This window comes from Rahnella sp. CG8 (assembly GCF_023701875.1).
In the GTDB taxonomy this organism is placed as follows: domain Bacteria; phylum Pseudomonadota; class Gammaproteobacteria; order Enterobacterales; family Enterobacteriaceae; genus Rahnella; species Rahnella aceris.
On sequence record NZ_JABAED010000003.1, the window covers coordinates 13,317 to 27,279 of the forward strand.

Sequence of the window (13,963 nt, forward strand, 5' to 3'; positions counted from 1 at the left end):
CCTTGTTATTCAGAGGCAGGATTGCCGGTATTCAGGCTGTCCTGCTTATTCTGCTCATCCGGGTTGCTCTGATTGTTCGGGGAGTTCAGAGACAAGTTCACTTTACTAAAGCTGGGTACGTGATAACCCAGCACAGCCCCAACCATCGGCACCAGGTAGTTCGTGCACTTAATCGTCATATCGCCGGAAGACCCGTGCTCGATTTTACTTGCCTCCAGCGTCAGATAAGAGCCGCCGCCGTTGAGGGTCAGTTTTTTCGGAGTGGTAATGATGATTTCATCGTCCGAGCTGGTGATGGTCAGGGTTTGTCTTGCGGTCAGGGACATGGCGTTGTTTTGCGCCTGGATAGTGACCTGTCCCTGATTGGCAATCAGCGTGGCATCCTGCTTATGTACAAACATGCTTAACGCTTCACCTGCGCCGATGAACAGGTTTTTCATGACGCCAACGTCGGCATTGTTACCGGCGTTCACCATCAGATTCTGTCGGGCTGCCAGCTGTAAATGCTCACCGCTGGTAAGCGCCACGCCCATCGGGGCGCTGGCTAAAATGGCCGCGGACTGCAACTGCGTCAGGCGGTTATCGACAAAGCTGAGCTGCTTTTGAATATCTGATGCCAGCGCGGTAGCCTGCATGGCGGCATCACTCAGAGCCTGCATCTCATTGTTGGCCTGATGGATTTGACCGAGGGCCGGATCCATATCCAGCACTTTTCCCTGCGCCTTGAGTTGTTCTTCTGCACTGACAAATATCCCTTTGCCCGCGCGCATCACGCCGTGTTCATCCGTCCTGATTTCAAAACCGGCACCGCGCTGTGCGCGTTCCGCATCCACCAGATGCCCCATGTTCAGCTGCGTTTTGCCAAACTCGGTCGCAAGCTTGATGTGTTCCTCTGAGCGTTTGTCTTCCATCCGCAGCTTGTTGAAAGACGGAGTACGCAGGACATTGCGCGTATGGTTGTCGTCGGTGACATGGTCACTGTGTGCTGAATCATGCAGGGCATACGCGATATAAGGCCGGTCACAGTCGCCGGAATCGAAAGCGATGGCGACTTCAGTGCCATCGAGTAAAGGCGCGTGCCAGCCGTAGGTATCACCGGCGTAAGGTTTTGCCATACGCAACCAGAGACAGGCATAGCCCTGTTCCTGTTCGTCGCGGTCAAAATCGAGCTTCACGCGGTATCTGCCCTGATTATCCAGCCAGGAATAGATATCGCCTTTGGTGGTGCTTTCAACCCGGGCAGGAAGGGTACCGGCGATTACCGGGCGCTCTGGCAGAACAGGGCGGAAGCAGAGGGTTTCACTGTAAGGCTGACCGGTCAATTGTGCGGTAAAACGACTTTTGCGTGAACCGTAGGTTTTTATCCCCGTCAGCAGGATGCCTTCATTTAACACAGAAGGAAGTGTGCCATCGACTTCCAGCACCTGACCCGGTGCCAGATGAGGGCAACTGCTGTGGCCGGTGACGGTCTTCTGAGCATTCATTATGCGTTCATGACGCAGGCGGGCATAAAATGCACCGGTTTCAACCCCGTCTTCGGATCCGGATTGCAGAAAAGGCTCCGCGTACTGATAGACTTCGCCAGTGGTAGTTTCATCACCTCCTGCCGCACTGGCAGTGGTGTCCATCGGACTTAACGCTTCCCGGTAGTTGTAATCGCGGGTGGAAACCTGTTGCGTGACGACCTGATGCTGCGTGCTCAGCCCCCAGACGCTTTCGGTACCGCTGTCGCTCATGCCAGCCTGGTTGCGTAAGGGTAAACGGACTCCAAATTTATATTGTTGCTGGCTGTCGGCAAATATGATGACGTCATGCTCAAGGCGGGTGTCCATCTCGAGATGCCAGTAAATTCCGACTTCAGCCAGTAAACGCTGGATGAAAGCTAAATCTGTTTCCCGCCACTGGGTGATAAGCTCACGTGCCGGGTATTGCCTGGAAAGCTGGAATTCGAAGTCCGGGCCTTCCAGGCCGTGTGCCCGAAGAACCTTTTCAACCACTTCCTGCACTGACTGATTTAGATAAAGTGCGCACTTTGCAGTGTGGTCCAGTAAGGCTACGCGCGGAACCAAAACCAGCCGGTAAATCGTCTGATCCGCAGAGGTAGAGATACGTGAAAAATGTTGAATCACACCGTGTACAGCCCGGACCGGCTCCGCAACGCCTGCAATATCAAACACGGGAGCCTGCATGGTAAAGGTAGCCGGTTTGAGAACCAGTTGTTCAGCGGTTAAATCGGTGGCCGTGCTGGTGACATGAATAATATATTCAAAGGGTTTGCTAAGTTGCTCTTCCCCTTCGAAGCGCAACACGTCGAGAAATGCAGGACTTTGCAAAACGTCCAGACGATAGCGGGACTGGTTTAGCAATCTGTTGATAACATCGGAGGTGCTCATTTCTGTTCTCCGTCAAATTCCAGCGTGATCCCTTCGTCTTCATCCCAGCCCAGCGCCAGCGCAGTAGTGGGCTGTTGCCCGGCCATGCGCTGCAGCAGTTGCTGGCTCAGCACCGGCAGTATCTGCTGATTGAGCAGGCTGTCGATGTTGCGGGCGCCGGTGTCCGGCAGCAGGCAGGCGGCGACCAGCGTGTCGTACAGACTTTCTTCTATGGAGCAGGTCAGGCCATAGTGCTTGTTCAGACGTTTCGCGACTTGTGCCAGTTTCATCTCAACGATAGTGCGCAGGGCAACGGCATTCAGCGGACGATAAATCAGCGTCTGGAAACGGGCGAGCAGGGCGGGCTGGAAATGATCGCGCAGGATCGGGCGCAGCAGTTCCTGCAAATCGCTGTCGGTGGCTTCCGGCTGTTCATCCAGCAACTGCATGATGTGGTCGCTGCCCAGATTCGCAGTCATCAGAATGACGGTGTTACGGAAGTCGATTTCGCGGCCTTCACCATCTCGCATAAAGCCGCGGTCGAATACCTGATAGAACAGGTTAATGACATCCCGGTGGGCTTTTTCCACTTCATCAAGCAGGACGACGCTGTACGGTCGTTTACGCACGGCTTCCGTCAGAATACCGCCCTGACCGTAACCGACGTATCCCGGAGGTGAGCCTTTCAGCTGGGATACGGTGTGCGCTTCCTGGTATTCGCTGAGGTTAATGGTGATAAGGGATTTCTCGCCGCCGAACAGGCAGTCCGCGAGGGAAAGTGCGGTTTCCGTTTTACCGACACCGCTCGGACCGACCAGCAGGAAGACGCCCAGCGGGCCATTCTCAGACGTCAGGCCGGTTTTGGCGGCACGCAGGCGTTGCGCCATGTCGGTCAGGGCATGATCCTGTCCGACGACCCGTTTGTTCAGGTGGTTTTCCAGTTGCAGTAAATCGGTCTGCTCATCTTTCAGCAGGCTGGTGAGCGGCACGCCGGTCCAGTCAGCAATCACCGTGGCGACGGTACGGACATCCACGTCCAGCGACAGCAGCGGGGCGTTGCCCTGCAAATCACTCAGATGTTGTTGCAGGCTGGCGATTTCTGCCTGACGGCTGATGTCCTGACGGATTTCCAGCAGCTTATGCGTCAGGGCTTTTTCGGCTTCGTACTGCGCTTCGAGAGCGGAAAGCTGGGCATTGAGTTCGCGCTCAAGTTCGCCAATTTTCTCCAGACGTTCGCCGTGGCTCTGGCTGCCGAGCGCGATATCTTCCAGCAATGCCTGCTCCTCCATTCCCAGTGCGGCTATCTGCGCCTTAAGGCGGGTCAGCTCTTCCGGCAGGGTATCGAGGCTCATGCGTACACGGGCGGACGCGGTATCGAGCAGGTCAACGGCTTTGTCCGGCAGCTGGCGGCCGGTGATGTAGCGGCGGGAAAGGCTGACGGCGGCTTTGACGGCTTCGTCGGTGATGTGAACGCCGTGGTGCTGCGCGTAGCGGGATTTCAGGCCGCGCAGCATCAGGCAGGCCATCTCGTCGTCCGGCTCATCGACTTTGACAATCTGGAAGCGGCGCTCAAGGGCGGCATCGCGCTCAAAATACTGTTTGTACTCAGACCAGGTCGTGGCGGCGATGGTGCGCAATTCACCACGGGCGAGAGCGGGTTTGAGCAGGTTAGCAGCGTCGGCGCCACCGGCCTGATTGCCAGCGCCAATAATAGTGTGCGCTTCATCGATAAACAGCAGAACCGGTGTGGGTGATTTTTGCACGGCGTCGATGACGTTTTTCAGGCGTTGCTCGAACTCGCCTTTTACTCCGGCACCGGCCTGTAGCAGACCTAAATCCAGCGTGCGCAGGCTGACGGTTTTCAGGCTGTCCGGCACGTTGCCTTCACTGATGCGCAGTGCAAGACCTTCCACCAGCGCGGTCTTACCGACGCCCGGTTCACCGACTAAAATCGGGTTGTTTTTGCGACGACGGGACAGAATGTCCACCATCTGACGGATCTCGTTATCGCGACCAAACACCGGATCAATCTGTCCGGCTTTAGCTTTCGCGGTGACATCCAGCGTGAATTTATCGAGCGCGGCCTGCAATGCTTCGCTTAACGACTGGCCGGTAACACCAGACTCTGCATTTTGTGTCGCTGAGTTTTCAGAAAGTGCGGAAGGCGTGCGGCTAAGGCTTTCCTGTCGTTGCAGCTCCGGGCGCTCTTCGGACAAGGCATCCAGCACTGGCTTGAGGCGACGGATATGTTCTTCGCTCAGGCTGAACAGCGGCCATAAACCTTCGCAGCGCAACAGGCGTGGTTGCGCCATCAGCGCTTCCAGCAGATTGACACTGCGGATGCTCTGGTTGTCATCCTGCAGCGATGCGGCCAGCCAGCCCGCTTTCATCAGCGATTGTAAATCTTGGGAAAGCTGCGGACGCGAATGCACGGAACGCGGCAGGGCATCGAGATGTGCCAGCAGGCTTTGCCACAGCGCATCCATATCCCATTCATAGCGGCGGGCCAGCACGGTGATGTCGCCTTCGCCCAGTTCCAGCAGTTTGAGCAACCAGTGCTCGACGGTAATTTCATTGTGGGCGCGGGTCTGGCAGAGCGTCGCGGCGGCTTCCAGCGCTTTCGCGCAGTACGGATTTAAGCGGCGAAGTAAGACAGCTGACTGATGTTCCATGCTAAATTCCTTTTTTAGGTACGCTACCGCCCTTAGCCTTTTCCTTTGCAGGAAACCCCGGCCCATAAGGTCGATGTCCGGTTGTGTTTTTGTTTGCTCAACCGCCAGGCAGCGGCTCAGGAAACAAAAACAGCAGACGGCGAACCGTCTGCTGATAAGGTCTTACGCGGTAGTACGTTCGTTCCAGGAATCGGAATGAATGATGTTGCCGTCTTTGTAGGTCCAGGTGATTTTTTCGTAACGCAGCTCGATAGCTTCGAGGTGGTTGTGTTTCTCTTTAGCCGGATCTTTGATGTCGTGCATTTTTGGCGCGACTTTTACCAGCTTGACGTTTTCGAGTTTAGTGTTGAAATACTCCACTTCCTGGCCCGCGTCATTGATGCGATACCATTTGAACTCAGCAGATTTAAGGGTCTGGCCAGTGGTCACCGCTTTGTACAGGTACGGGCTGGAGGAATCGATTTCTTTGGTAAACAGGAACGGGGTGTGAATACGAGTACCCGTCAGTTTGCCGGTGTTGTTATCGGTCGGGATATACAGGTTGTGATCCTGTGCAACCACTTCGATGCTGCCTTCGCGATCTTTAACGTCTACGGAGCCTTTAATGTCCGCACCGCCGTCGTCTTTCAGCCACAGATAAACAGGAATTGCCATGGGTAGTTCTCCATTTCTAAGGTAAACATTCATCAATCATTTGATGAACTTGGGGTTGCTGATGCTTTGCAGGCATCTGCCTGTGGCACCAGACTGATTTCGACACGACGGTTAGCCGCACGGCCTTCCGGGGTATCGTTTGTTGCAACAGGGCGTGTTGCGCCGTAGCCCTGTACGGCAAAGCAGGTCGGCGAGACATCGCTGGTTGAGAGCATCCAGTCACGCAAGGATCCCGCACGTTTTAGCGACAATGTCTGGTTGGCTTTCGCGTCACCGGTAATGTCCGTGTGTCCGGCCACCACAATCAGCCAGCCTGGTTTGGCCTTGATATCGACCAGCGTATTCACCAGCATTTTGAGTGAGCCCGGTTTAAGCTCGTACTTACCCGTATCAAACAGCGACAGGGAATCAAGACGCACGGTTTTAGCTGTGTGTTTCTCAGCCGGTGGCGGCGGTGGAGGGGGAGGAATGTAACGATCAATTTCCTGCTGCAGAGTCAGCCAGAGTCGTTCACCCTGATAAAGTCCCAAACCCAGACGTAAAGGCTCGCCCTGGCGGTGATAACGCTCAAGCAACTGAGCATCTAGTTTCAGCACGGCAACGGCTTGTGCTTTCGGAACGTAATTGTTCACAGGAATGATCAGATAGCGCTTCAGATCCATACCGATACGCGTAATGAGCCGGTGGTTGTTGTTAACAACAAAACCAATGGCCGTTACCGCAAAACACATCATGAGAATGACGGCGATTACCGGTGCCAGTCCGGCCCTGATATGTCGGGTAGTGCCGGACAGCAGCGGTAACAAGGGATCGGGAAAAGGCAGAGTTGCCACGCTCTCTGATTGCAAGGGCATCAGCGCATTCAGTGTGGTACGCCGCGTCAATGCTGCAGACCAAAGGTTATCGGGCACACCCGACACGGCGTCAAACCTGACACCCACGGCCACGGGAAGAACCGGCATGCTCAGGGTTTGAGGATGCTGCATTTCATCAAGCACAACGTCCCGAAGCCATGAACAGGCTGCCTCAAGACAGATAGCCTGAGACTGGCGAGCGGGCTGCATATTGATGTCTGACGAACTCAACCAGTCACTCAGCAGTGTTGCGCCTTCATCGTCGTCCCTGACGATCATTTTTCCGTCGGCAGCGCCCACAAACCAGGGCGACGCCGTTCCGTTCAGCCAGCAACTGACCAGCACGGGAATGCGGCATCCGATGCGCTTTTGCAAACGATAAAACTGCTGACGCCAGCTTTTAATCGCGGCACGGCAGACAGCTTCATCGGCATGAATTTCCGGCGAAACGCTGTACAGTACGGCCATCTGGCGGATCCAGCCGGGACGTTGTGATAGCACCGCATCAACGAAAATGGATAACGGTTTTGCGATGTCTGTCTTGACATAACAGGCAAGTGGGGTAATCCGTACCGTAGTTTCACCAAACAGCGCATCCAGCTTGTCCCCGCAAACAAGAACGACCGGCTGCGAAAACGATATCTCCGGCAGGTTTTCCAGTCGTGTCGTCTCATCGACGAACACATCATGGCGCCTTCCCCACAGCATCAGTCCAGCCATTAAGATCACTGTGATGAGGGTAATGACTGATTTTGTGGAGGCGGCAAATGGGCTGAATCCCCAGCACAACAGAAGTGCCAGACATCCTGTCATCCCTGTCAGGCAGTAAACTGATAAACGAGAACCGATGCGCATATCAGAACTGCCCCGGCAATTGCTGATTAATCAGATGTTGCAGCCAGACATGCCCGCCCCACCAGACACCGGACACGATCACAATAGCAACCAGAACCCAGAACCAGAGTGAGCGGAATAATGCCCCGCCACGTACCCGTCCTGTTTTACTGAGCAATGCACCCGGGAGCACCACGTTGAAGGGCGTGACCCGCCCGGCAAGTGCGGCGAGGGTTTGCTCACGTTGCTGAGGGTTGATGGTTTGAGCGCTATATTGCCCCTGAAAGCCCAGCAATAAGACCCGATGAAAACAGCTCAGCACAGTGATATCGGGAGCCGGTTGACGCAGCACAGAGCGGATCCGTTCATATAACGCTTCACCTGCCTGAAGAGAGCCAAAGAAACGTGCCTGTAACGGTGCCCGCTGCCAGGCAATATGTCCGTTATCAGGGGCCTTGTCCTCACCCTGTCGACCGAGTGCGGTTTCATCCAGCAATGCACATTGGGCATAAGTGATATGTTCAACGCTTTCGCTATCGTAACCGGCCAGCTGTAATTGGTCCTGAACTCGCTCTACCTGAGCGCGGCAGCGCTCGTATAAAGCTTCGCCTTCTTCTGCAACCACGCCGTTACGTAACTGCACAACGGACAGCCAGGTATCGGCCAGTAACTCATCAATATCTATTTCATTTCTCATGACCGAAGCACCGCATAGAGTTCCAGTTGCAGTTCACCGAGAAGTTCCGGTACATAGAACATGCACGTACCTGAATCCAGCATGGCCTGCGCAGAGGGATGTTTGAGATCCAGGGCGAAATATTGATTTTCCAGCCGAAGAGGGATTGCCGCAGGGACATGGCTTAAAGCGATCAGTGGCACGCCATTAAGTGCGACGTTAACAATATTATTGACATCGTCCGGAGCCCCGACTTTACACAAGGCAGGGAACTGGGAAATCAGCTGATAAGCGGGCAGTGTTGAGCGCACTGACAGGTAGAAGTCCGCGTCTTCACGCAGGCGACTGTCATTAAGAGGCGCTTTCCACTGCTGGCCATTGATCTTGTGCATTTCCAGCGAGATAACGCGCGAGGGAAGGCTGGCTTCCAGTAGCTCCCCGATCAGGTCAAGTAAAGGCGGGAAAACGGTCTCTGGGGACGCATGGTCGTAAGCCGGTATCGCTTCGATATCATGTTCCAGGGAAAACGTCAGCAGACTCCCCGCCAGTTTCGATAATTCAAACCAGACTTGTTCAGGGTGTCGCGCCGGATTTTTAACCAGTTCAGATAATGCCGAAACGTGCGTATTGAGGGCATTAAGCAGCCAGAACAGTGATACATCTGCGACGGCAAAATCGGCCATACGCTGATTGCTCTCACGGCGCATGCCCATCAGGCGGCGGCGTTTAGCCTGTAATTGTGTGAGAATTTGTTCCATGTCCAATACCAGCCCGTGATGAGCGGACATTGCCAGCAACGGAGGAATAAACGTATTGTCATTTCTCCAGCCGCCTTGACCGTCGCGAACCAGACGTAATACAGGACAGATCAGGTATTCCTCGTTCTGTTCTATGTCAAAACGCAGAGACAAGGCATAACGGGCCACCGCCATGGACTCTTCTTCCTGACCGAATGCATCCTGAACCTTCACCCATTCCTGACGATAACGAAGCGGGCGATCCCCTGCGTTGTCAGTGAGTTGCACGTTGCTGCTGTTTGCCTGCAATAACGGCATCGCCAGCATCACCGTAAGCTCATTGACTTGTGCCGGAATATCCTGAGATAAATCCCGGGCAGGGGGGAGAAGATCGCTGCTCCCGGTATCTATCAGAGAACCGTCAGGCAGACGCACGGTCAGCTGTAGTGCTTGCAGGCGTCTGACACTCAGCAAGCCTTCATCAAACTCAGCTGTGGCTACGCCCCAGGGATTAACAACGGACAGGTGGGCAACACATTGATTACTATGTGCTTCCCATAAAGCCTGCTGCTGGAACTGCTGAGGGGACAGCAATGCCCCCTCACTCCATAGTGGTCGATAAATTTTCATTACCACTCCGGCCTCTTACGCTTTCGCTTTAGGCATCTGAGAAACCAGTGACAGATTCACGTCCATCCCTTCCACCTGGAAGTGCGGTACGGCGTACAGTTTCACGCGGAAGAAGCCCGGGTTGTCTTCGATATCTTCGACGGTCACTTTGGCGTCACGCAGCGGGTGAGAGGCTTGCAGGTCGTCGCCCGGGTCAGTCATTTCAGTGACCAGCGTACGGATCCAGGTGTTCAGTTCCAGTTCCAGCAGACGACGGTCTTTGGTGGTGCCGATATTTTCCCGCTGAATCAGCTTCAGGTAGTGTGCGATGCGTGAAAGCAGGAAGATGTACGGCAGGCGTGCATTGATGCGGCTGTTTGCAGTGGCATTGGCAGTATCGTACAGCGCCGGTTTCTGCGCAGAGTTCGCGGAGAAGAAGCAGGAGTAATCGCGGTTTTTGTAGTAAGACAGCGGGATAAAGCCCAGATTGGCAAATTCAAATTCGCGGGTTTCAGGGATCATCACTTCTGACGGGATTTTCACCTGATTGCCGGTGCCGAGATCGTACAGATGGATCGGCAGATCAGTCACTGCACCGCCCGCCTGCGGGCCGCGGATTTGCACACACCAGCCATTTTTGATGAAGCTTTTCACCATGTTGGCCGCAAAGGCGAACGCCGCGTTTGTCCAAAGATATTTCTCGTGATCCGGACCTTTCACTTCTTCAACGTAGTTGAAGCTGCGAACAGGAACGGTATCCGGACCATACGGCAGGCGACCGAGTACGCGCGGCATGGTCAGACCGATATAGCGGGAATCGTCAGAATCGCGGAAGGATTTCCACTTGATGTATTCCGCACGGTCAAAGTAGTTGCCGATATCTTTAATCGCCGCCACTTCTTCCATGGAATCTTTCAGGAAGAATTTAGGGCCGACCGCACCGACGAATGGCATATGCGCAGCGGCAGATACTTTAGAAATGTTACGCAGCAGGGCGACATCTTGCGCCGACGCGTCAAACTCGTAGTTGGAAATCACAGAACCGATTGGCTCGCCGCCCGGAGTGTCATATTCCTGAATGTAGGTATGGCGGTACAGGCCGCTCTGGATGATCTCAGGACAATCTTCGAAGTCCTGACGGAGGTCGTCTTTAGACACATCCAGCAGTTCAATTTTTACGTTCTGGCGGAAATCAGTACGATCAACCAGGAACTTCAGACCACGCCAGCCGGATTCAATACGCTGAAATTCCGGGTGATGCATGACCACATCCAACTGACGGCTGATCTGGCTGTCGAGTTCGGCGATATGATGATCGAGCAGGGTTTTGTCCAGACGTTCAACCGTCTGACCGGACAGCTTCAGGCGCTCAAGGAAGACCTGTACAGCGGCAGTGACACGCTGATCAGCGGTGACATCGGCCAGCGCAGACGTATCCTGAAAATCGTTCAGATCACCCAGTGAGGACACAGGCGTCAGGTTGATTTTATCAAACAGGGAAGCGTATACCGTACCGGCTTCAGGGCGCTCCAGAACCGTTGTCTGGCTGGAAGAAGAGTTTTCAGTGTTGACTGACATGAGCATTATCTCGCATTAATCCATTAAGTGGAGGCAATTACGCCTTTGGCGCCAGGGCATTAAGTTCAGTGCGCAGTTCATTGCTCAGCGCAGGATCTTTTAGAATGGCTTCGAGCTCTTTACGGAAGGTGACGTTGTCCAGAAGATTGGATTTGAGATCACGCAGCAGGTTGCGCATGGCCAGCATGGCGCGCAGTTGGGGGATCTGACGGGCAACTTGTTCTGGTTCGAAATCTTTCATTTCGTTGAAATTCAGAGAAATGTTTTCTTCACTGCGATCGCCTGCCAGCGTGTTTTCAACGGTCAGATTCAGGGAGGGACTAAATTCGGCCAGTACGCTGTTAAAGTTATTCTTATTGATGTTAACTTTTTCGCGTTCTGATAACGGACGATTCTCTTTCCCGTTACTATAATCACCCATTACCATTAATTTTAAGGGTAACTCGACTTTCTTCTGAGCGCCGCCGGTATGTAGATCAAGTTTTATGTTAACGCGCGCTTTCGGAATTTCATTCTGGAAGCTATTAGACATGCTTATCCCTTACTTATAGAGTGATAAACGCTGCCAATGATTCTTAAAATATGATATTGGCAACCCTGCCAAAACTACATCCTTTTCCGAGGAAAACGTCGGAATAATTCAGGGTCACAAGCGATTCAAAATATTTATGAGAAACATTTCGCAGTGTGTTTTGAATTTTTCTGAAAATAATATTGCAGGTAAATACCTGTGGTGACATTTTAGGTAAATATTACGCAGCATTGACATTTAAATGGTGTAACAAAACATTTCTATTGGTGCGGCGTGACACACTCACTTATGTTCATTGATATATATTAGTTTTATCCAAACTTGCAGCAGGCCTTATAGAATGCGGGTGTGACTTAAGTAAGATTTTATGAGGGTCTGCAGTTTCAAGTAAAAAGTGACAAAAAATAAATTAACTATTCTTTTAAATCGCTTCATTAAAACCATTCAACTTAACTCAGTATCGTATTTAATTCATAATCATTTCTCTATAAAAACAATAATAGTATTCACAATGGTAATGTTTACAATGATTCTTTAAAAATAGCTTCATGAAAATTTTTTCATTTTTCGTGGGGGTTAGTTGTATTAATAACGATAAGCAGGGGGGTAAGTATCCTGCATGAGGTCATATTTATATCTTTAATGTAAGTGTTGACAATAATTTTTTGGAAAACACTCAGATTACTCACAGGTGTTTTGACTGCAGTAAACGTCTTTAAAACATGTTCGGAAATTTCTCCTACGGTCGATCATCGTGCCACAAATTGCAGATAGTGCGCTGGAAATATTAAATATTTGAACAGGAATGCCGATAAACAGATTCCCGCTTTGTTTTGAGAATCTCCCGATGTCGCTTAAAAAGTCGTCTTTACTTGTTCTTGTTATTCTTTTCGCACTCTTTTTCACCAGTATGCTTTCGAATGTTTGGCTGCTCACCCGGAGTAATCATTCACTGGATGATGTGAACAAGGAAATCCGTGTGGTGCTTTCTATTATCGACCCCATTAACCACAGCCGAACCTCGCGTGTTCGCGTGATGGAATATATGAAAGAAATTGAAAATGGAGACGGTCAGCAGTCAAAATCTGCTCTGGACGGAGTCACTGAGGTCATCGGTAAAGCCGATGCGGCGTTTCAGACGTATCTTGATGTGCCGAAATTGCCTGGTGAAAGTGAACTGGCCGATGAATACCGCAATACGTACCAGGACTATCGCCAGAACGGTATCCAGCCCTTGATTGACGCTGCAAAGTCCGGTGATCAGGCAGCGTTCAAAGCCCGGATCCCTGCGGTGGTGAAACTCGATCGTCAGTATGAAATCGTGTTGGATAAAGTGTTGGCCCTCCATGAACAGTACGTAAAAAATCTTAATAATGTTGCACAAAGTCATTTCAAATTTGGTATCGGTTTGACGGTCGGTTTTGGTTTGTTATTTCTGATCATCATTATCAGTGTTCTGGTGTTAATGAAGCGCTTTGTTCTGCTACCGCTGCTGAGTTCTCGCGATCACTGCCGTCAGATTGCTGAAGGTTATCTCGATACGCCAGTACCGGTGAAGGCCAAATCCCGCAGTGAGATTGAAGAGTTGATGCAGTCGATAGAACATATGCGTCAGTCGCTGACCAGAATTATAAGGCAGGTACGCGACACCAGCCATACCGTGGCGCATGCATCGCAGGAAATCTCCGCAGGTAATATTGATCTGGCTTCCCGCACTGAACAACAGGCCGCAGCGCTGACACAAACCGCCGCCAGCATGGAAGAACTTGGTGCGACGGTAAAACAAAATACCGAAAATGTCTCCCGGGCAAGCAGTCTGACACGTGAAGCTGTCCAAAACGCGCGCGCAGGCGAGAAAGTCGCTCAGGACGTGATTGGTACGATGGGGCGTATTAACAGCAGTTCGAAAAAAATCGAAGATATTACAGGTGTGATCAATAGTATCGCTTTTCAGACAAACATTCTGGCGCTCAATGCCGCTGTTGAAGCGGCACGCGCGGGTGAGCAGGGGCGTGGATTTGCAGTGGTGGCCAGTGAAGTGCGCAGTCTGGCGCAGCGCAGCGCCATGGCAGCAAAAGAAATCGAAAGTCTGATTTCTGAATCGGTGGCGAATATTCGCGAAGGGTCGGATGAGGTCTCACGCACCGGCGATTCCATTTCAGCGATCATTTCCTCTGTCACTCAGATTAATATATTAATGGAACATATCTCGATAGCCTCTGATGAACAAAGCCGCGGGATTAGCCAGATTGAACAGGCGGTGACAGAAATTGATGGCGTGACGCAACAAAACGCAGCGCTGGTTCAGGAATCGGCTGCCGCAGCGGCCTCGCTGGAAGAACAGGTTCTTCATCTGACCCGCTCAGTATCAGCGTTCAGACTGGCAACAGTGTAATCAGATCGTTGTAATGACATAGCTTATTGAAATAGATGCGGTGATTAGCC

The 13,963-nt window shown here is 52.3% G+C and carries 9 protein-coding genes; 1 reads left to right on the top strand and 8 read right to left on the bottom strand.

Annotation, left to right across the window (positions count from 1 at the left end; genetic code table 11):
• Positions 1–5: 5 nt before the first annotated feature.
• The 8 genes from HGO41_RS03525 to tssB all read right to left on the bottom strand — a co-directional run bounded on the left by HGO41_RS03525 (position 6) and on the right by tssB (position 11,518).
• Positions 6–2,393 (bottom strand): type VI secretion system Vgr family protein, encoded by a 2,388-nt coding sequence (locus HGO41_RS03525; RefSeq protein WP_250980772.1) that lies wholly within the window; start codon positions 2,391–2,393, stop codon positions 6–8.
• Entirely contained in the window at positions 2,390–5,044 is a 2,655-nt protein-coding gene (gene tssH / locus HGO41_RS03530) for a type VI secretion system ATPase TssH (RefSeq protein WP_217243756.1), read from the bottom strand. The genes HGO41_RS03525 and tssH overlap by 4 nt, the downstream gene beginning before the upstream one ends.
• 162 nt (positions 5,045–5,206) lie before the next feature.
• Positions 5,207–5,698: a type VI secretion system effector Hcp gene (gene hcp / locus HGO41_RS03535; protein ID WP_013577830.1), complete on the bottom strand. Its 492-nt coding sequence runs from the start codon at positions 5,696–5,698 to the stop codon at positions 5,207–5,209.
• Positions 5,699–5,730: 32 nt separating this feature from the next.
• A complete protein-coding gene (locus tag HGO41_RS03540) occupies positions 5,731–7,272 on the bottom strand; it encodes an OmpA family protein (protein ID WP_250980773.1) in 1,542 nt (513 codons plus the stop codon).
• Positions 7,273–7,408: 136 nt separating this feature from the next.
• The gene (tssL, locus tag HGO41_RS03545; protein ID WP_250980774.1) at positions 7,409–8,083 is read right to left on the bottom strand and encodes a type VI secretion system protein TssL, short form; all 675 of its coding nucleotides are present in this window, start codon (positions 8,081–8,083) and stop codon (positions 7,409–7,411) included.
• Positions 8,080–9,429, bottom strand: a complete 1,350-nt coding sequence (gene tssK, locus HGO41_RS03550; RefSeq protein ID WP_013577827.1) for a type VI secretion system baseplate subunit TssK — start codon at positions 9,427–9,429, stop codon at positions 8,080–8,082. The genes tssL and tssK overlap by 4 nt, the downstream gene beginning before the upstream one ends.
• 15 nt (positions 9,430–9,444) lie before the next feature.
• Entirely contained in the window at positions 9,445–10,992 is a 1,548-nt protein-coding gene (gene tssC / locus HGO41_RS03555; protein WP_250980775.1) for a type VI secretion system contractile sheath large subunit, read from the bottom strand.
• Between the two features lie 31 nt (positions 10,993–11,023).
• On the bottom strand, positions 11,024–11,518 hold the full coding sequence (tssB, locus tag HGO41_RS03560) for a type VI secretion system contractile sheath small subunit (protein WP_250980776.1): 495 nt from the start codon (positions 11,516–11,518) through the stop codon (positions 11,024–11,026).
• 847 nt (positions 11,519–12,365) lie between these two features.
• Between tssB and HGO41_RS03565 the strand changes: the two genes are divergently transcribed.
• Positions 12,366–13,913, top strand: coding sequence for a methyl-accepting chemotaxis protein (locus HGO41_RS03565; protein ID WP_250980777.1), 1,548 nt, complete (start codon positions 12,366–12,368; stop codon positions 13,911–13,913).
• The last annotated feature ends 50 nt before the right edge of the window (positions 13,914–13,963 follow it).

Bases quoted from the DNA above. Each gene is read 5' to 3' on its own strand.
- hcp (WP_013577830.1), bottom strand. From the start codon at position 5,698: ATGGCAATTCCTGTTTATCTGTGGCTGAAAGACGACGGCGGTGCGGAC.
- tssH (WP_217243756.1), bottom strand. From the start codon at position 5,044: ATGGAACATCAGTCAGCTGTCTTACTTCGCCGCTTAAATCCGTACTGC.
- HGO41_RS03525 (WP_250980772.1), bottom strand. From the start codon at position 2,393: ATGAGCACCTCCGATGTTATCAACAGATTGCTAAACCAGTCCCGCTAT.
- HGO41_RS03540 (WP_250980773.1), bottom strand. From the start codon at position 7,272: ATGGCTGGACTGATGCTGTGGGGAAGGCGCCATGATGTGTTCGTCGAT.
- tssL (WP_250980774.1), bottom strand. From the start codon at position 8,083: ATGAGAAATGAAATAGATATTGATGAGTTACTGGCCGATACCTGGCTG.
- tssB (WP_250980776.1), bottom strand. From the start codon at position 11,518: ATGTCTAATAGCTTCCAGAATGAAATTCCGAAAGCGCGCGTTAACATA.
- HGO41_RS03565 (WP_250980777.1), top strand. From the start codon at position 12,366: ATGTCGCTTAAAAAGTCGTCTTTACTTGTTCTTGTTATTCTTTTCGCA.
- tssC (WP_250980775.1), bottom strand. From the start codon at position 10,992: ATGCTCATGTCAGTCAACACTGAAAACTCTTCTTCCAGCCAGACAACG.
- tssK (WP_013577827.1), bottom strand. From the start codon at position 9,429: ATGAAAATTTATCGACCACTATGGAGTGAGGGGGCATTGCTGTCCCCT.